19 protein-coding genes and 1 pseudogene are annotated in these 16,444 nt (G+C 70.4%); 8 read left to right on the forward strand and 12 right to left on the reverse strand.

Annotated elements, in window-relative coordinates; genetic code table 11:
* Window positions 1-403: 403 nt before the first annotated feature.
* Genes OG538_RS11380 through OG538_RS11390 form a run of 3 tightly spaced genes read left to right on the forward strand, consistent with a single transcriptional unit; the run spans window position 404 to window position 3,109 of the window.
* Window positions 404-1,372 carry an ABC transporter substrate-binding protein gene (locus tag OG538_RS11380; protein WP_406092641.1) on the forward strand — a complete coding sequence of 323 codons (969 nt, stop codon included), beginning with the start codon at window positions 404-406 and terminating at the stop codon, window positions 1,370-1,372.
* A gap of 28 nt (window positions 1,373-1,400) precedes the next feature.
* Entirely contained in the window at window positions 1,401-2,351 is a 951-nt protein-coding gene (locus tag OG538_RS11385) for an amino acid ABC transporter permease (protein ID WP_406092643.1), read from the forward strand.
* Entirely contained in the window at window positions 2,348-3,109 is a 762-nt protein-coding gene (locus tag OG538_RS11390; protein ID WP_406092645.1) for an amino acid ABC transporter ATP-binding protein, read from the forward strand. The genes OG538_RS11385 and OG538_RS11390 overlap by 4 nt, the downstream gene beginning before the upstream one ends.
* Before the next feature lie 64 nt (window positions 3,110-3,173).
* Here OG538_RS11390 and OG538_RS11395 read toward each other — a convergent pair whose 3' ends face one another.
* The 3 genes from OG538_RS11395 to OG538_RS11405 all read right to left on the reverse strand — a co-directional run bounded on the left by OG538_RS11395 (window position 3,174) and on the right by OG538_RS11405 (window position 5,343).
* Window positions 3,174-3,950 carry a hypothetical protein gene (locus OG538_RS11395; RefSeq protein ID WP_406092647.1) on the reverse strand — a complete coding sequence of 259 codons (777 nt, stop codon included), beginning with the start codon at window positions 3,948-3,950 and terminating at the stop codon, window positions 3,174-3,176.
* Window positions 3,947-4,435 (reverse strand): SigE family RNA polymerase sigma factor, encoded by a 489-nt coding sequence (locus OG538_RS11400; RefSeq protein ID WP_406092649.1) that lies wholly within the window; start codon window positions 4,433-4,435, stop codon window positions 3,947-3,949. Before OG538_RS11400 ends, OG538_RS11395 begins: the two co-directional genes overlap by 4 nt.
* A gap of 146 nt (window positions 4,436-4,581) precedes the next feature.
* Complete coding sequence (locus OG538_RS11405; RefSeq protein WP_406092651.1) at window positions 4,582-5,343, reverse strand: class I SAM-dependent methyltransferase; 762 nt, start codon at window positions 5,341-5,343, stop codon at window positions 4,582-4,584.
* A 90-nt stretch (window positions 5,344-5,433) separates the two neighbouring features.
* Here OG538_RS11405 and OG538_RS11410 point away from each other — a divergent pair, with 90 nt between their 5' ends.
* A complete protein-coding gene (locus OG538_RS11410) occupies window positions 5,434-6,063 on the forward strand; it encodes a CGNR zinc finger domain-containing protein (protein ID WP_406092653.1) in 630 nt (209 codons plus the stop codon).
* Here the strand turns inward: OG538_RS11410 and sodX are convergent.
* Window positions 5,967-6,425, reverse strand: a complete 459-nt coding sequence (sodX, locus tag OG538_RS11415; RefSeq protein ID WP_406092655.1) for a nickel-type superoxide dismutase maturation protease — start codon at window positions 6,423-6,425, stop codon at window positions 5,967-5,969. The two genes, OG538_RS11410 and sodX, sit on opposite strands and share 97 nt — an antisense overlap.
* A gap of 180 nt (window positions 6,426-6,605) precedes the next feature.
* Here sodX and sodN point away from each other — a divergent pair, with 180 nt between their 5' ends.
* The 3 genes and pseudogenes from sodN to OG538_RS11430 all read left to right on the forward strand — a co-directional run.
* Window positions 6,606-7,001: a superoxide dismutase, Ni gene (gene sodN, locus OG538_RS11420; RefSeq protein ID WP_406092657.1), complete on the forward strand. Its 396-nt coding sequence runs from the start codon at window positions 6,606-6,608 to the stop codon at window positions 6,999-7,001.
* Between the two features lie 213 nt (window positions 7,002-7,214).
* Window positions 7,215-7,766 (forward strand): NUDIX domain-containing protein, encoded by a 552-nt coding sequence (locus OG538_RS11425; protein WP_406092659.1) that lies wholly within the window; start codon window positions 7,215-7,217, stop codon window positions 7,764-7,766.
* Window positions 7,767-8,091: 325 nt separating this feature from the next.
* Window positions 8,092-8,269 (forward strand): annotated as a pseudogene (locus OG538_RS11430) (IS630 family transposase); the annotation flags it as partial.
* 46 nt (window positions 8,270-8,315) lie between these two features.
* On the opposite strand, the gene OG538_RS11435 reads toward OG538_RS11430, so the two are convergent.
* The 3 genes from OG538_RS11435 to OG538_RS11445 all read right to left on the reverse strand — a co-directional run bounded on the left by OG538_RS11435 (window position 8,316) and on the right by OG538_RS11445 (window position 10,920).
* Window positions 8,316-8,885: a histidine phosphatase family protein gene (locus OG538_RS11435; protein ID WP_406092661.1), complete on the reverse strand. Its 570-nt coding sequence runs from the start codon at window positions 8,883-8,885 to the stop codon at window positions 8,316-8,318.
* Window positions 8,886-9,213: 328 nt separating this feature from the next.
* Window positions 9,214-9,345: a hypothetical protein gene (locus OG538_RS11440; protein WP_406092663.1), complete on the reverse strand. Its 132-nt coding sequence runs from the start codon at window positions 9,343-9,345 to the stop codon at window positions 9,214-9,216.
* Window positions 9,346-9,450: 105 nt separating this feature from the next.
* Window positions 9,451-10,920, reverse strand: coding sequence for an MFS transporter (locus tag OG538_RS11445; protein WP_406092665.1), 1,470 nt, complete (start codon window positions 10,918-10,920; stop codon window positions 9,451-9,453).
* Between the two features lie 101 nt (window positions 10,921-11,021).
* Here OG538_RS11445 and OG538_RS11450 point away from each other — a divergent pair, with 101 nt between their 5' ends.
* Complete coding sequence (locus OG538_RS11450; RefSeq protein ID WP_406092667.1) at window positions 11,022-11,642, forward strand: TetR/AcrR family transcriptional regulator; 621 nt, start codon at window positions 11,022-11,024, stop codon at window positions 11,640-11,642.
* Window positions 11,643-11,644: 2 nt separating this feature from the next.
* On the opposite strand, the gene OG538_RS11455 is transcribed toward OG538_RS11450, so the two are convergent.
* The 5 genes from OG538_RS11455 to OG538_RS11475 all read right to left on the reverse strand — a co-directional run bounded on the left by OG538_RS11455 (window position 11,645) and on the right by OG538_RS11475 (window position 16,359).
* A complete protein-coding gene (locus tag OG538_RS11455; RefSeq protein ID WP_406092669.1) occupies window positions 11,645-12,259 on the reverse strand; it encodes a nucleotidyltransferase domain-containing protein in 615 nt (204 codons plus the stop codon).
* Between the two features lie 133 nt (window positions 12,260-12,392).
* On the reverse strand, window positions 12,393-13,325 hold the full coding sequence (locus tag OG538_RS11460) for an SDR family oxidoreductase (protein WP_406092671.1): 933 nt from the start codon (window positions 13,323-13,325) through the stop codon (window positions 12,393-12,395).
* The gene (locus tag OG538_RS11465; protein ID WP_406092673.1) at window positions 13,322-13,678 is read right to left on the reverse strand and encodes a DUF952 domain-containing protein; all 357 of its coding nucleotides are present in this window, start codon (window positions 13,676-13,678) and stop codon (window positions 13,322-13,324) included. The genes OG538_RS11460 and OG538_RS11465 overlap by 4 nt, the downstream gene beginning before the upstream one ends.
* 173 nt (window positions 13,679-13,851) lie before the next feature.
* On the reverse strand, window positions 13,852-15,234 hold the full coding sequence (locus OG538_RS11470; protein ID WP_406092675.1) for a choice-of-anchor A family protein: 1,383 nt from the start codon (window positions 15,232-15,234) through the stop codon (window positions 13,852-13,854).
* Window positions 15,235-15,345: 111 nt separating this feature from the next.
* Window positions 15,346-16,359, reverse strand: coding sequence for an SDR family oxidoreductase (locus OG538_RS11475; RefSeq protein WP_406092676.1), 1,014 nt, complete (start codon window positions 16,357-16,359; stop codon window positions 15,346-15,348).
* Window positions 16,360-16,444: the final 85 nt, after the last annotated feature.

Genomic DNA, 16,444 nt, shown 5'->3' on the forward strand with positions numbered 1-16,444 from the left:
TACCTACGCGCGGGCGCGCCGCACACGCGCCCTGAGCCCCGGATGAGGGGTGTAAACGTCCTTCTTACCGGACAGGCAGCACCGCAGACGAGTCGGTATCCCCACGGTGACGCGTCTCATAGTGGGACATACACACAAGTCGGCCAGGCGACATGAAACCCGCCCAGAGCAGGTCCTGGGCGGTGGATCTTCCGGCAGGAAGAAGCAATTCCAGTGAAAGGTCCGGCCTTGATGTGCCGGCCCGCTGGGTTCGGGGGTGTCCCGTTACCCGATTTTGACATGCGGTGCCCCCTGAATGGGCTAGTCCGAATGGCAAGATGCCGTAACCACACAAGGCGGCGACACCCGACGCCGTGTGTCATACCGCCTCGCAACACCACCTTCACCGCCGGAGGAACCCCTCATGACCGCACGTACCACCCGTCGTACGACCGCGAAGTCCCGGATTGCCGCGGTCGGCGCCATCGCGGTCGCCGGCACCATGCTGCTGACCGCCTGTGGCGACCAGACGAAGAACAACACCAGCGACTCGGCCTCGGCGAAGACCGGCGACGGCTCGTCCGCCTCCTCGCCCGCCGACCTGCTCCCCGCGGACATCAAGTCCAAGGGCGTCATCAAGGTCGGTTCGGACATCGCGTACCCGCCGGTCGAGTTCAAGGACGGCTCCGGCAAGACGGTCGGCATCGACCCCGACATCGCCGCCGCGCTCGGCAAGGAGCTGGGGGTGGAGTTCCAGTTCGAGAACGGCACCTTCGACACCCTGGTCACGGGTCTGCGTGCCAAGCGCTACGACCTGGCGATGTCGGCGATGACCGACACCAAGGAGCGTCAGGAGGGCATCGACCCCGAGACGCAGAAGAAGGTCGGCGAGGGGGTCGACTTCATCGACTACTTCACCGCCGGTGTCTCGATCTACACCAAGAAGGGCGACGACCAGGGGATCAAGACCTGGGCCGACCTGTGCGGCAAGAAGATCGCCGTCCAGCGCAACACCGTCTCGAACGACCTGGCCAAGGCCGAGTCCAAGAAGTGCACCGGCGGTAAGAAGATCGCCATCGAGGCGTTCGACAACGACCTCGAGGCCCAGACCCGGCTGCGCTCCGGCGGCGCCGACGCCGGTTCGTCCGACTTCCCGGTGGCCGCGTACGCGGTGAAGACCTCGGGCGGCGGCAAGGACTTCCAGATCGTCGGCGACCAGGTCGAGGCCGCCCCGTACGGCATCGCCGTGGCCAAGGGCAACGACAAGCTCACCGCGGCCATCAAGGCGGCCATGGACGCCATCATCAAGAGCGGCGAGTACGAGAAGATCATCGCCAAGTGGGGCGTGGAGGCCGGCGCGGTCACCGAGGCCAAGCTGAACGGCGGATCCTGACCGGGTCCGGCGCTGAAAGGCATCAGCTGTGACTGACATCGAAAAGACGGGCCCGGCCGAGCAGCCACCCGCACCCCCCGCCCCGGCGGCCGGACCGGAAGCCATCAAGGCCATTCCGGTCCGGCACTACGGCCGGTACGTCTCGGCGGTCATCGCCATCGCCGCACTCGTCGCGATCGTCTACGCCTTCAGCCAGGGCAAGATCAACTGGGGTGCGGTCCCGGACTACTTCTTCGACGACCGCATCCTCAAGGGGGTCGGCCAGACACTGCTGCTGACCTCCCTTTCGATGGTGATCGGCGTGGTCGGCGGCATCCTGCTGGCCGTCATGCGCCTGTCGAAGAACCCGGTGACCTCCTCGATCGCGTGGTCGTACATCTGGTTCTTCCGCGGCACGCCGGTCCTGGTCCAGTTGTTCGTCTGGTTCAACCTGGGTCTGGTCTTCGAGTACATCAACCTCGGGCCGATCTACAAGGACTACTGGTCGAGCTTCATGACGCCGCTGCTGACGGCGCTGCTCGGCCTCGGCCTCAACGAGGCCGCGTACATGGCGGAGATCTGCCGGGCCGGTCTGCTCTCGGTCGACGAGGGCCAGACGGAGGCGTCCCACGCGCTGGGCATGAGCCACGGCAAGACGCTGCGGCGTGTCGTGCTCCCGCAGGCCATGCGGGTGATCGTGCCGCCGACGGGCAACGAAGTCATCAACATGCTCAAGACCACGTCGCTGGTGGCGGCCGTGCAGTTCTACGAGCTCTTCAAATACGCCCAGGACATCGGGCAGGGCTCCGGAGCCCCGGTGGAGATGTACTTCCTCGCCGCTGCCTGGTACCTGATCATGACCTCGGTCCTGAGCGTCGGCCAGTACTACCTGGAGCGGTACTACGCCCGCGGCTCCAGCCGCAGTCTGCCGCCCACCCCGATGCAGAAGATCAAGGCCAACCTGCTGTCGCTGGGCCGCCCGAAGGGAGGCATGGCATGACCGCCATGGTGAAGGCCGAGGGCGTTCACAAGTCCTTCGGCACCGCGCACATCCTCAAGGGAATCGACCTGGAGGTCGCCCCGCGAGAGGTCTTCTGTCTGATCGGCCCGTCGGGCTCGGGCAAGTCGACCTTCCTGCGGTGCATCAACCACCTGGAGCAGATCAGCGCCGGACGACTGTACGTAGACGGCGAACTGGTGGGCTACCGCCAGAAGGGCGACAGGCTCTACGAGCTCAAGGACAGCGAAGTCGCCCTGAAGCGCCGGGACATCGGCATGGTCTTCCAGCGCTTCAACCTGTTCCCCCACATGACGGCGATCGAGAACGTCATGGAGGCCCCCGTCCAGGTCAGGGGCGAGTCCAAGGCCGTGGCCAGGGCGCGCGCGGAACGGCTCCTGGACCGCGTCGGCCTGTCCGACAAGGCGAAGAACTATCCCTCGCAGCTCTCCGGCGGACAGCAGCAGCGGGTGGCCATCGCCCGGGCGCTGGCCATGGAGCCGAAGCTGATGCTCTTCGACGAGCCCACTTCGGCGCTCGACCCGGAGCTGGTGGGCGATGTGCTCGACGTCATGCGCGGCCTCGCCGAGGACGGCATGACGATGATCGTCGTCACCCACGAAATGGGCTTCGCCCGTGAGGTCGGCGACGCGCTGGTCTTCATGGACGACGGTGTGGTGGTCGAGTCGGGCCACCCGCGCGACGTCCTGACCAACCCGCAGCACGACCGGACGAAGTCGTTCCTCTCCAAGGTCCTGTAGCCGCACGAACGCGTGAGGGCGGTACGGACCGACAGGGTCCGTACCGCCCTCACGCGCGTACGCACTACTTCGCCGGCAGCAGCTCCGGGCTGAGCACCAGTGTCCGCAGCTGCGCCCGCGTCAGCGGCGCGGTCCTGAGCAGCGGCCCCAGCGCGGAGTCCGCCTCGAAGCCGGTGCTGTCCCGTACGGCCAGCTGCCCGCCGTCCTTGAGCGTGAGCCGGGCCACCAACTCCGGGCCCCACTGCGGGGTGCCGTCCCCGTAGTCCATCGAGTCGCTCCAGGTGGTCAGCACCCTCCCGTCCGGCAGCTCCTCGCGGACGCAGTCGGTGCGGTGCGGCTCCCCCACCATCACCTTGCACAGGTTCGCTTCCTGGGGACCTCCCCCGAACTTCTTCCGCATCATCTTCGCGTCCATGACTCCGACGACGAGATAGCCGACGCCCCCGTCCCTGCGGACCGCGTACTGCCCGTCGAGCGGCCCGACCGGATGCTCCTCGGCCTGCTCCGGCGTCGCGTGCTTGATGACGACGGCCAGCGACACCTGCTCGACCGAGCCGACGCCGTCGGGCAGCAGCTCGGTCAGTTCCCTGGCCCGCTCGCTGTTGCCGGTGGCCTCGGCCGGGGCCGCGACCGAGGACGTCCGCGGCGCCTGCTCCTGTCCTGCCGGGAGTCCGGGCACGACGAACGCACCCGCCGCCACCGCGCACACCGCCGCGGCCGACACCGCGACCCGGCGGCGCCTGCGCACGCGGGCCGCCCTCGCATAGATCACCTCGGTGCTGATGACCGGCTGCCCGGCGTCCTCGGCGGCCCGCCCCAGCAGTTCACGCACGTCGTTCATACCAATTCCTCCGCCATCTCGGCGCGCAGCGCCGCCAACCCCCGAGCCGCGTGGCTCTTGACCGTGTTCGCCCGCATCCCGAGCAGTGCGGCCGTGGCCTCGACGCTCAGGTCCTCCCAGTAGCGCAGCACCAGTACGGCCCGCTGCCTGGGCGCGAGCCGGGCGAGCGCCGCCCGTACCGCGAGGCCGGTGTCCGTGTCGGGCGCGTGGACCGCTCGCTCGGGCAGTTCGCCGTACGCCTGCTCGCGCCGCCAGAACCGGCGGCGGGCCGCGATGAAGGTGTTGACCAGGGTCTTGCGCGCGTACGCCTCGATGTTGTCGAGGCGCCCGTGCCGCCGTCCGCCGAGCACCACCTTGACCAGCGTCGCCTGGACCAGGTCCTCGGCCTCGTGCCGGTCGCCGCAGAGCAGATACGCGCTGCGGAACAGTGCGGTGCGTCTGCTCTCGACGAAGGCGTGCAGCGCGTCGTCGTCCTCGCTCCGCATCGTCAGCGTCCTCCCCCGGCCCGCGGGCGCGGACCGTCTCACCCTTCCAGTGCGGTGGGACGCGGAACGGGTTGCAGCGGTGGGCCGGAAATGTTGGCGGGGCGGTACGGACCGTCGTCCGCACCGCCCCGCCCCGCATGGTGCCCCTACTTCACCGCGAGCACCAGACTGTCCGAGGGGGAGGACCAGACGGCCCGCGCCTCGGCGAACCCCGCAGCACGCAGGGTGGCCGCATGCCAGGCCGCGGACGGCATGTCGCCGTCGGCGTGCTCGCCGTAGATCGCGAACCGCTCGGCGGTCGGCCCGGCGAGCACCGGGTCCTCGGCGGCCAGCGCCCACCACTGTGCCCAGTCAAGGACCCCGGCGGCCTTGGCCCGGTCCATGCCGGCGTGCCGGTGGGCGCGTTCGGCGGCGTTGATCCGGGGGGTCTCCGTCTCGATCATGCGGTCGGCGTTCATGAACACGCCGCCGTCCCGCACGAGTCCGCCGATCTGCCCGTAGAGGGCGGTGAGCGGCTCACTGTGCAGCCAGTGCAGAGCGGTGGCGGTGAGTACGGCGTCGTACGAGCCGTGGGGCAGCCGCTCCGTCCACCGCGGGTCCTTGAGGTCGGCGGTCACGAAGGTGACGCGCGCGTCGCCGGCGAAGGAACCGCGGGCGATGGCCAGCAGCGCGGGGTCGAGGTCGACACCCGTACTCGTGGCCTTCGGGAACCGCCGCAACAGCCTGTCCGTAATACTTCCCGTACCGCACGCGAGGTCGAGCACCCGCGGTTCCGGCCCCGTGAAGGCCTCGACCATGTCGAGCATGACCCGGAAGCGTTCCTCGCGGTCGGGCATGTACCACTCCTGCTGCCGGTCCCAGCTGCTCTGCCAGGCCTGCCAGTCGGCACCCGCCACTGTCTCTGTCACCCGAAACCCTCCCGTGTAATACCCTGGACCCGTATCAGCCCATTACATCATCGCCGTATCGACCCTAGACCGACGCCGTAAGGACTACAAGTGGAACTGGCCTATTACTCGGACTACGCCGTGCGCCTGGTCAACACCGAGGAGCCGGCCCGTAACAAGGACGCCCTCACCTCGGTCGACGCGGTGCGCGAGCTCTTCGGCGCCAACGGACAGGCGGCACGGCGGGCGACCGATGCGGACGTGACCCGCTTCCGGTCCGTAAGGGCCCGGCTGCGCGCGGTCTTCGAAGCGGCCGACGGCGGCGACGAGACGCTCGCGGTCGACCTGCTCAACTCGCTGCTGCTGGAATTCCCCGTCAGCCCGCAGATCTCCGGCCACGACATCCGGGACGCGGACGGCAAGCCGGACTGGCACATGCATCTGGCCGACCATCCGTCCAACGCCACCGCGGGCTACGCCGCGATCGCGGCGATGGGCCTCGCCTTCCACCTCACCTCGTACGGCGTGGACCGGCTTGGCCTGTGCGAGGCGGCGCCGTGCCGCAACGCCTACCTCGACACCTCGACCAACCGCTCCCGCCGCTACTGCTCGGACCGTTGTGCCACCCGCGCCAACGTGGCCGCCTACCGGGCCCGCAAGCGCCTGGAGACGGATCGGGCGGCGGAGACCGGCCGCAGCGCGGAGACGGCCCAGCCCGCGACACCGCGCACCGATCGCTGATCCTTCGTCAGCGGGCGGTAGCGGGCCCGGACCCTGGCCAGTACGAGCTCCTCGGGCACGGTCCCGTAATCCGTGCTGTCCCCGCCCGCGAAGCTGTTGTCACCCAGCACCCACCAGCCACCGGTGCGCCGCTCCACGGCCCGCTTGACCACCAGCAGGTCCTGCTGGAACGGATGCCGGAGTATCACCACGTCACCGGGGCGCACCTGCGCCCCGTACTGCACGAGCAGCCAGTCCCCGTGGTGGAGCGTGGGCACCATCGAAGGTCCCGTCACCTCCACCACCTGGAACGGCACTCTCGCCGCCAGCCCTCTTCGGGGCTGTTCATCGGTCAGCTCCGGCACCTCCGGCACTTCCCGCATCTCTCCGGCACCTCCCCGGTCCGTCCAGTACGCCGTCCCCCACAGGGTTCCGTACATTCGGCCACTGGTCCCATCCTCACCCCGGACTTTTGGCCTAAGCCCACGGGGGCACCCGCTAAATCACGCTTCTCACGGAGTAATGTCCCACCTGAGAAGACGATCACGAGGAAGGACAGCCCCATGCTTTCCCGCCTGTTTGCCCCCAAGGTGAAGGTCAGCGCCCACTGCGACCTCCCCTGCGGCGTGTACGACCCGGCCCAGGCCCGCATCGAGGCGGAGTCCGTCAAGGCCGTCCAGGAGAAGTACCAGGCCAACGAGGACCCGCACTTCCGGGCCCGCGCGGTGGTCATCAAGGAGCAGCGCGCCGAGCTCGCAAAGCACCACGTCTCGGTGCTCTGGAGCGACTACTTCAAGCCCCCGCACTTCGAGAAGTACCCGGAGCTGCACCAGCTGGTCAACGACGCCCTCAAGGCGCTGTCGGCCGCGAAGGGCTCCACGGACCCGGCCACGGGCCAGAAGGCGCTCGACCTGATCGCCCAGATCGACAAGATCTTCTGGGAGACCAAGAAGGCTTGACCGGCCCGCCGTTCGGCCTCCGGCCGGGCAGCAGGTCAGAGCAGGAACGGGAGAGGCCCGACCGCTTCGAGCGGCCGGGCCTCTCCCTCGTTCGTGGATCGTCCGGGAGCCGTCCGGAGGACGAGGCCGGGCGGAGCGCCGCTCCCGCCGGTCCGGGCCGCGTCCCCACAGCCGCGGATCTCGCCCGCCGAGCCCGCGAGGCCCCCGCCCCACATGCCCGACAACCGGCCCGACGAGGGGACCTGCGTGGCTCAGCAGACCGGCAGCCGCCCCCCAGCCCTCAAGCCGGCACTCGACTCGATGACGCTGCTGGTCGCGGCCGTCGTCGTCCACGACAGGGCCACCAACCGCGTCGTGCTCCTCCAGCGCAGCGAGAACGCGAAGTTCGCCCAGGGAATGTGGGACCTGCCCGTCGGCAAGAGCGAACCGGGCGAGCCCATCACTGGGACGGCAGTCCGCGAGCTGTACGAGGAGACCGGCCTCACGGTGAAGCCCGACTCCCTCAAGGTCGCGCACATCATTCACGGAGCCTGGGGCGTCGAGTCCCCCAATGGCTTCCTCACGGTCGTCTTCGCCACCCACGAATGGACCGGCGAACCCGAGAACCGCGAACCCCGCAAGCACTCCCAGGTCCGCTGGGTCGACGTCGACGCCCTCCCTGAGAACTTCGTGGACACCACCGCAAGCGTCCTCCGCAGGTGCCTCACGGGAGGACCGGAGGTCTCCCTGAGCGGCTGGAGCCAGGGGCTGTCCTGCAATTCCTGACCCTCGTCTCAAGCCTTGAGCAACCAGCTCCAGCCGAGCCCCGTGAGAAGGGCGGACGTCATCGGGTTCGACGGGCGGATGTCCTGTGAAGCGTGCGGGTGGCGAGGGAGAGCACGCCGAGATCGGTGGGTCCCCCGGCATGAGACTTCGATGCGTCGGCTGGAGCATCCGTCCGAGCTCTCCAGGATCGGCCAAGAGATCAACGCCGAGGAGACCGGACGTCGGGTGAAGGTCAGCTTCGTCTCTCCACCAGGGCCTGCGAGATCCCATCCTTGCGATCCCTTCTACTCACCGAGGAACGCGGACAGGTGGCCACCGGGACCCCTGGCTCCACCGCGTGGAAGCCCAGTTCACCGCGATGCGCTACCTCACCCTTGATGGCACCGGCCACGCCGGCCACGAGGAGCAGGGCAGCATGATCCGCCGCTACCTCCTCCGGCGAAAAACGCCACGCCGACGCCCGGCACCTACGCTCCATCGTCCGAAGGCCCAAAGCCGCCTGACGGCACAGCAGCAGCTACCCCTTGGACGGGGTACGGACAGCTGCCGTTACGGCACGTTCCACCCGAGCACGACTGGCAGCTTGTGCTCATGACCCAGAGTGTTGATCGTCCCCGGATGCGGGTGCCCGAACTGCCGCGCAGCCGACGCGTCGAGCCCGAGCCAGCGCGCGGTGAGTATGCGTGACAGGTGGCCGTGCGCGACGACGGCCACGTCGCCCTCGTCCAGCAGCGGCCTGACCCGGCCGAGGAAGGCGTCGACCCGCACCGTCACGTGCCCGATGTCCTCGCCGGCGTCGACGCCGTCGCGCCACAGCTCCCAGCCGGGCTTGAGTTCCTGGATTTGCTCGGCGGTCAGCCCTTCGTAGCGGCCGTAGTCCCACTCGACCAGGCCGATGTCGGGCTCCGCACCGCTCAGCCCCGCCAGTTCGGCGGTCCGCAGCGCGCGGATCAGCGGGCTGCTGTAGACGGCGGCGAACTCCCGTTCGGCCAGCCGAGGTGCGAGCGCACGTGCCGCCTCCTCCCCCGCCTCGGTCAGCGGCAGGTCGGTGCGGCCCGCATGCTGGCCGGTCCGGCTCCATGCGGTCTCGCCGTGCCTGATCAACACCAACTCGCCCATGGCTGAGGACCGTATCTCATCGAACACGGGGCGAACGTTGCCTGCTACGGCAATAAAGGCTCTCCTGTTACGTGGATCACGCATTCCCCGTCTGGCCGGTGGAACGATCAAGAGTGATCCCCTGAGCCAAGGGCCCAACCCGGCGCAACAGCCGCAAAGGACGCCGTATGTCGAAGCCGTCGAAGACTCGCTCCCGATCCGCCGTTACCTGCTCTGCGGTCGCTGCATCCGTTTTCATCATGGCCCTCCCTCTACGGCGATCACCCCTTTAGGTGCAAGAATCTCCTTGCGTCGCACGCAGAGCCTGGAGCAGGCCGTGGTTCCCGGTTCATGCTCGGAGCCAGATCACGAGGGCCGCGAGGGTGACGGTGCCGAGGTAGATGGAGGCGTGTTTCTCCTGGCGACTGTCGAGTCCGCCGTCCGTGTAGCCGCCATCGACAAGTGGCTGTGACCAGCACATTCGATACACCTGGTCCTCCGGACCGAGGTGGCCGTCAATGACGCGGGGCCGATGCGGCCCCGCGTCTGCGGTAGGTGGTCTGCGTACGGTGCGCGCTCCGCACCGTCACCCCCGCGCGCCGCTCCTCTCTCGCCGCGGCGCGAGGGAGGCTCCGGCGAGCAGGGCTCCCGCCAGGACGAGGGTGGAGTTGACCAGGATCGCGACCGAGACCCCGGAGAGGACGCCCTCGGGCCCCGTGTCGCCGAGTGCGGACATCCGGGCCGTGGCGATGGCGCTCATGACCGGGATGCCCATGGTGATGCCGACCTGCTGGGTCATCGTGGCGAGGCCCGTGGCCAGGCCCTGTTCGTCGTCGGGAAGGCCCGAGGTCGCGGTGACCATGAAGCCGACGATCATCAGCATGTTGCCGATGCCACCGATGAACGTCGCAGCCAGCAGGAGCCAGATCCATGCCCCGGAGGTGCCGAGCGCCACCAGGGAGAGCGTGGCCGCCGCCTGGATGATGCCGCCGGTCACGATGGTCGTCCGGTTGCCGAAGCGGCCGACGGCCCGACCGCCGAGCGTGCCGCCGATCACCGTGCCGACGCCGAGGACACCGAAGGCGAGGCCCGTGGCGAGCGGGGAGTAGCCGAGGACCTCCTGGAGGTACAGCGTCAACAGGAAGACCAGCGACGTCTCGGTGACGAAGGCGATCAGACCGGTGGCGTTGCCCCAGATGACGCTGCGGCGCTTGAGGATGCGTACGGGGACGAGCGGCGCTGCCGCCCTCTTCTCGACGAACCAGAACGCGATGAGCAGCGCGGCGCCGGCGAGCAGCGCGGTCAGAGTGGTGGGCGCGGTCCAGCCGGTCGTGCCGGCCTGGGTCAGACCGTAGACGAGGAGCAGCAGTCCGCCGGTGACGGTCGCGGCACCCGGGATGTCGAGCCGCGGGCGGCCGGCCGGGCGCGAGTCGGTGATGACGGACGGGGCGAGTGCGACGACGAGCGCGGCGACGGGGACGTTGACGAAGAAGGCCCAGCGCCAGGAGAGCAGGTCGGTGAGGAGCCCGCCGAGGATCGCCCCCGCCGTGAAGCCCGCGGACATGAGGGCGCCGTTGAGGCCGAGGGCGCGTTCGCGGAGCGGGCCCTCCTTGAACGCGGTGGTCAGCAGGGCGAGTCCGGCCGGGGTGACGGCCGCGGTGGCGAGACCTTGGAGGACCCGGGCGGTGAGCAGGATCTCGGGGGAGGTCGCCAGCCCGCCGAGCGCCGAGGAGAGGCCGAGGACGACCATGCCGCCCACGAAGAGGCGCTTACGGCCCACGAGGTCGGCGATGCGGCCGAACAGGAGGGTGAATCCGGCGGCCGCCAGGGCGAAGGAGGTGGCGATCCACTGCAGGTTCGGGAGGGAGAAGCCGAGTCCTTCGCCGACGACGGGCAGTGCGACGTTCAGGATCGAGAAGTCCACGGCGATCATGAACTGGGCGCCGAGGAGGAGGGTGAGGACGAGCTTCTGCCGTCCGGTCATACGGAGAGCCGTGGGCGGATCCGCGGCGGGGGCGGTCGTGCGGTGCAGCGGGGTCTGGCTGGGTGCGGACATGGTCGTCCTTCCTCGGACGGAAGTTTTAACGGGTCTGTGGTTCCGTTAAGATGGAGTGACCGTAGCAGAGGAACACCCATTAATGGAACTGGAGACCCGTTATGACGTCGGAGAGCTCGGACAATGTGGAACCCGGTACGGTCCGGCCCGGCGGGCGCACGGCCCGGGTCCGTGAGTCCGTCCTGCGCGCGGCAGGTGACGCACTGGCCGAGCACGGCTTCGACCGGCTCGACCTCGCCGATGTCGCGCGCCGGGCGGAGGTCGGCAAGACGACCGTCTACCGGCGCTGGTCCACCCCCACCGGCCTGATCGCCGACCTGCTCGACGACATGGCCGAGCAGTCGTCTCCGCGGGCCCGGACCGGCTCACTGGCCGAGGACCTCAGGGCCAACGCACGGCTCGTGCTCTCGACGCTCACCGATCCGCGCCAGGGCGCACTGTTCCGCTCCGTGATCGCCGCGGCGACCTGCGACGCGCGCACGGCCCAGGCGCTGCACCGGTTCTACGCGGTCCGCATCGAGGAGTGGTCCGGCTGCGTCGCCGAGGCCGTCGAACGGGGCGAGCTCCCCGCGGGCACCGACCCGGACGAGGTGATCCGCGCCGTCTCGGCCCCTCTCTACTACCGCCTGCTGGCCAGCGGCGACCCGCTCGACGAGGCGGCCGCGGACCGCGCCGCCGATGCCGCGGTCGTGGCGGCGAAGGCGGGGACGTACGTGAGCTGAGCTCAGACCGCCCGCAGCCGGGCCGCCCAGGGATGGCCGGCGCCCTCCGCCAGGGTGATCGTCTCCGTCAGCCAGGCGCGTTGGTCACCGTCGAGAACGGGCAGCAGGGCCTCGAAGTCCTGCTCGTCCTTGGACCGCCGGGACCTGGCCTTGTAAAGGAGCTGGACCTCGGGCGCGAGGTAGGGCACGCCGTCCCCGGTGACCCTGCCGAGCCGCTCCAGCGGGAGGCGGATCCTCGGGTCGCGGCGGAACACCCAGTCGCCGTCCTCCGTGTCATCGAGCATGAACTGCGCGCGCCACGGCTCGCCCGGGCCCGGCCGGCACCAGATGTCGTGGACCTGCGGCGGCAGGATCTCGCCCGGGAGCCAGGGGCGCAGGGTGCCGGGCGGATCGGCGGCCCACCACTGCCCGTCCGGCAGGACCCGCTGGACGGCGAGCTGGTCGCCGCGCAGCAGGAGTACGTCGATGTCACCGTGGTCCCGGTAGGCACGGCCCACGGCCAGTTCGACCGCGTACCCGCCGGCGATCCACCACGGCGTGCGCAGCGGGGCGAGCAGGCGCACGGCGTCGGTGAGGGACATCGGATCCCAAGGGCCCCAGGGGGTTTCCGTACGCATCGGGGTCCCGTCGGTTCGTCGGGGGTCGGGGTCGGGGTCGGGGTCGGGGTCGGGGCATCGAGGCGGCGGGTGGGCCGGACGGGTCGACGGAGCGGGCCGCGCACCGCCCGGTCGCGGCCCGCCGGGCCGCCGTTCAGCCGCCGGACAGGAGGTGACGGTAGCTGTCCGGGTGCTCGCGGAGGTACGTGGCCAGGTTCATGGGCTGCCTGCCCGTGAGGGTGGCCACGGCGTCCGAGACCGTGGCCATCTCCCCGGCCGCGATGGCCTCGTACGACGTCACCCAGCCGGCCACCTCCCAGTCCTGCGCGCCGTAACCCGACCGCGAGGCGTAGGCCTCCTCCCGGGTCTCCGGCACATAGGTGACGGCCCGCCCGGTGACCCGGCTCAGCTCCTCGGCGGCCTCGGCGAGGGTGAACGCCTCGGGTCCGGTGAGGTCGTACGTCTCCCCGTCGTGTGTCGGACCCGTGGGGTCGGCGTCGGACAGCAGGACGGCGGTCGCCGCGTCGGCGATGTCCTCGTGGGCCACCGCCGCGACCCTGCCGTCGCCTGCCGGTCCGCGCAGGACGCCGTCGGTGCCGGTCATCGCCGGGAGACCGCCCAGGTACCAGCTGTCGCGCAGGAAGGTGTGCCGGACACCGGAGACCCGGATGTGGGCCTCGGTGTCCCAGTGGTCCCGGGCGAAGGTGAACGTCGCGTCGGGCGCGGCGCCGACGAAGGAGACGTACACGATCCGTTCGACACCGGCCGCGACCGCCGCGTCCACGGCCGTCAGGTGCTCGTGCACGCGGTGCGGGCTCTCGTGCGCCGAGACGAGGAACAGCGTGTGCGCCCCGGCCAGCGCGCGGCGCATGGCCTCACCGTCCCCGTACGGGGCAGCCGGTGCGGCATCGGCGCCCGGCAGTTCGGGCAGGCGGGACGGGTCCCGGCCGAGGAGCCTGACGGGGACGCCCGCCCGGGTCAGCCGCTTCGCGACGCGGCCGCCGAGCGCGCCGCTCGCTCCGGTGACGGCGGTGAGGGGGCCGTTCGTGACGCCTTCGGGGTCCTGTGCGGGGTCTGTGGGGTTCATGCGGGGTCGCCTTCCTTGTTCGGCCAGGGGCGCACCCCCACGACCGCCTCGACCGGAACCGGTCCGTAGATGTGCGGGAACTCCTCGCCACCGGGCCGCAGCGACTCGTAGCGCACGGGCGCGGGGAGCCGGTCGGTGTCGATGACGAGCACCACCAGGTCCTCGTCACCGGCCCCGGTCCGGCTCCCGGTGCCGTACAGCAGCTCGGCCATACCGGCGAGCTGGTGCGGCAGCGAGCAGTGGATGAAGCCTTCTTCGTGCAGGGTGCGGCCGCGGGTGGACATCTCGTACGTCCCGATCCCGCGGGCCGCCTCCCACAACGGGCGTTCGGTCAGGTGCAGCAGTTCGGCCATGGGCCAAAACTAAGGGGTGTCCCGCAATTCCTGACGGGCGCACGACGACAGCCACGGCGCCCCGCTGCGTTGTCGAAACGCCCGAATACATCCATTATGCGGGCACCTCTCCGCCTTGCGATGCACCGCCTCTGACGCCGCGCGCTGATCCACCAGGAATTGCGGGACAGCCCTTAGCCGCGCCGACGCGTCCTGCGGGCCATGAGCGTGGCCGCCGTTCCAGCGACCAGCAGGCCTGCCGCGATCCCGCCGATCACCCATTCGCCGCCGCGCGAGCCCGTGTCCGGGAGCTGTCCCCCGGGGTGGGGCGGCCCGGGCGGCCAGCTGTGCGTCGGAGTGGGGAGCGGAGCCGGCGTCGACTCGGAGGGGAACGGCGAGGGCGTCGGGGACTCGTCCGAGGGGGACGGCGAAGGGGACGGCGACTCGTCGTCCGTCGGGGAGGGGGACGGGGACGGCGACTCGTCCGTCGGAGAGGGGGACGGGGACGGTTCCCCGCCGCACCCCGGGAGATCGCCGTCGAACGGATAGGCGTGCAACTCCTGGCCGCCCGACTCGCCCTCCGAGGTGTGGGTGAGCGAACCGGCCGTGTAGAAGCGGCCGTTGGTCCCGCTCATCGCGAGAGTCGCCGCACTGGACTGCCGGCCGATCAGCACGCTGCCCTGGAACTGGCCGGTGCCCTTCAGTCCGATGGTGGTCGCGTCCGGGAAGTTCCACATCAGGTGCTCACGGAGTCCGGACCGGGGCAACGAGCCCATGTACGTACTGATGTTGCGGGTGTTGCCGTAGACATTGACCAGCACGGTCGCGCCGTCCGGAACGCCGCTGAAGACGATGCCCTGCCGGCCGCCGGTGGCCGTGGCCAGATCGGCGTCCACCGCGAAGACCTGAAGGGCGGAGGTGCCGTCGCCGGTGAAGACGGTCTCGGCGCCACTGTTCCGCGCCGTCCCGGTCACCGGGCGGCGGTGCTCCTCGTTGTCGTCGTAGGCGTAGCAGTGGCTGGCCGCCGTCAGCCGGTCACGGAGCGCGGTGTACGGGTCGGTGGCGTCGGCGTCATGGACCGGCCCGGGGATCACCGTGCCGCTGAGATTCCCGGCGTAGCGGACTACACCGTGGTGGGGTCCCTCCTCTGCGAGGAGCCGCTTTCCACTCTGGACGGTGAGATCGCCGCCCACCGTCAGGTAGTCGGAGTCGTTGGGCGGCGGCACCCGCGATCCCCCGCCGGCGACGCCGACGTTGTAGATCTGCGAGGCGCCTTCCCGCTTCCTCATGTCGAACTGCCCGAGGGCGACGATCTTGCCTTCGGCTTCCGCGGCGGCCTCCCTGACCAGGTAGTCGCCGCCGACGAAGATGTTGATGTTGCTGTCGTGGTGGACGACGGGGCCGCTGTTCGAATCCGGCCATGTGGCGGGACAGTCACTTCCGAGACACGGGCCGAGACCGCCGGGCAGCGGGTCGGCGGCGGCGGTGGGTGCGAAGGCTCCCACCATGGCTGCCGCTGCCGCCACCGTCACCGCCACGCGGTGCTTTGTGCCGCTTCTGCGCTCTTTGGTTCCCATACAGCGCAATATGCAGCTTTATGTACTATCCGTCGGGCATGCCACGCCGGACGACCGGCATCCGTCCGCCGACTGCCGTCGGCACGACGGCAGTCCTGCGGGGCCGCCGCGTCAGCCCGCCAACAGCTTCTCCTCGGCCGCCGGATCGAGCCCCACCGGCGGCCGGTCGGGGCGCTGCGGCGCCGTACCGCCGAGCTCGCACAGCCAGGCCCAGGTGTCGGCGACCGTCTCCTCGGCCGGCCGGCAGCGCAGCCCCGTCGCGTACGCCTTGTCGACATTGCTCCCGTGGGTGGAGTCGCACAGCTCCCCCGGCGGCAGCCAGAGCGGCAGGCCCGTCCAGGGCTCGACGCCGGCCGCAAGGATCCGGTCGGCGTCGATCCAGCGCAGCTCGGCATCGGAACCGGTGGCGCGCGCACAGGCGTTCAGCAGCTCACCCATCGTGGTGTGACCAGGGCGGCTGACCAGGTTGTACGGGCCGTGCAGTCCCTTCCCCGCGGCATCCAGCAGCCATTCGGCCAGGTCGCGGACGTCGATGTACTGCAGGCCCTGGTCCGGTGTGCCCGGCGCCAGCACGGGGCCGCCGCGGGCGATCCGGGTCAGCCACCACGGCAGCCTGCCGACGTTCTCCCAGGGGCCGATGATCAGGCCCGCGCGGACCAGGAGCGCCCGGTCTCCGAAGGCGTCCAGCGCGGCCAGTTCACCGCCGCGCTTGGCCAGGGCGTACGAGACGTCACCACCGGCGTCCGGCGAGGCGCCCTCCACCAGCGGACCGTCCTCGGGCAGACCCGCCGGTGCCGGGTAGTCGTACACCGAGCGGCTGGATACGTACGTGTATCGCGCGGCGCGGCCGGAGAGCAGCCGGGCGGCATCCCGCACGGCCGAGGGTGCGCCGCTCCAGGTGTCGACGACCAGGTCCCAGGTGTGGGTCCCGTCGCCCGGCTCCGCGACCCCGGCGAGCGCGTCGAGGCCACCCTCCACGGTGCGGTCGCCGAGCAGTTCGGCCACTCCGGGCGGGGGCGCGTGCCGGCCGCGATGGAACACCGTGATCTCCCAGCCGCGCGCGAGCGCGGCCTCCGTGACGGCCCTGCCGACGAATTCCGTACCACCCAGGATCAGAAGCCTCATGCCCCGACTCTGCCCGCTCGCGCCCCGGACCGGCACGGTCCTCGCTCTCGGCTGAATCACCCCGAGCCGCGCGGTGTACCGGAAG

This window comes from Streptomyces sp. NBC_01013, from assembly GCF_045162765.1.
In the GTDB taxonomy this organism is placed as follows: domain Bacteria; phylum Actinomycetota; class Actinomycetes; order Streptomycetales; family Streptomycetaceae; genus Streptomyces.

Excerpts from the sequence above, each read along its gene's own strand:
- OG538_RS11460 (WP_406092671.1), bottom strand. The coding sequence starts at position 13,325 with ATGAACCCCACAGACCCCGCACAGGACCCCGAAGGCGTCACGAACGGC.
- OG538_RS11390 (WP_406092645.1), top strand. The coding sequence starts at position 2,348 with ATGACCGCCATGGTGAAGGCCGAGGGCGTTCACAAGTCCTTCGGCACC.
- OG538_RS11465 (WP_406092673.1), bottom strand. The coding sequence starts at position 13,678 with ATGGCCGAACTGCTGCACCTGACCGAACGCCCGTTGTGGGAGGCGGCC.
- OG538_RS11445 (WP_406092665.1), bottom strand. The coding sequence starts at position 10,920 with ATGTCCGCACCCAGCCAGACCCCGCTGCACCGCACGACCGCCCCCGCC.
- OG538_RS11450 (WP_406092667.1), top strand. The coding sequence starts at position 11,022 with ATGACGTCGGAGAGCTCGGACAATGTGGAACCCGGTACGGTCCGGCCC.
- OG538_RS11440 (WP_406092663.1), bottom strand. The coding sequence starts at position 9,345 with ATGTGCTGGTCACAGCCACTTGTCGATGGCGGCTACACGGACGGCGGA.
- OG538_RS11475 (WP_406092676.1), bottom strand. The coding sequence starts at position 16,359 with ATGAGGCTTCTGATCCTGGGTGGTACGGAATTCGTCGGCAGGGCCGTC.
- OG538_RS11395 (WP_406092647.1), bottom strand. The coding sequence starts at position 3,950 with ATGAACGACGTGCGTGAACTGCTGGGGCGGGCCGCCGAGGACGCCGGG.
- OG538_RS11400 (WP_406092649.1), bottom strand. The coding sequence starts at position 4,435 with ATGCGGAGCGAGGACGACGACGCGCTGCACGCCTTCGTCGAGAGCAGA.
- sodX (WP_406092655.1), bottom strand. The coding sequence starts at position 6,425 with ATGCGGGAAGTGCCGGAGGTGCCGGAGCTGACCGATGAACAGCCCCGA.
- OG538_RS11425 (WP_406092659.1), top strand. The coding sequence starts at position 7,215 with ATGCCCGACAACCGGCCCGACGAGGGGACCTGCGTGGCTCAGCAGACC.
- OG538_RS11470 (WP_406092675.1), bottom strand. The coding sequence starts at position 15,234 with ATGGGAACCAAAGAGCGCAGAAGCGGCACAAAGCACCGCGTGGCGGTG.
- OG538_RS11380 (WP_406092641.1), top strand. The coding sequence starts at position 404 with ATGACCGCACGTACCACCCGTCGTACGACCGCGAAGTCCCGGATTGCC.
- OG538_RS11455 (WP_406092669.1), bottom strand. The coding sequence starts at position 12,259 with ATGCGTACGGAAACCCCCTGGGGCCCTTGGGATCCGATGTCCCTCACC.
- OG538_RS11435 (WP_406092661.1), bottom strand. The coding sequence starts at position 8,885 with ATGGGCGAGTTGGTGTTGATCAGGCACGGCGAGACCGCATGGAGCCGG.
- sodN (WP_406092657.1), top strand. The coding sequence starts at position 6,606 with ATGCTTTCCCGCCTGTTTGCCCCCAAGGTGAAGGTCAGCGCCCACTGC.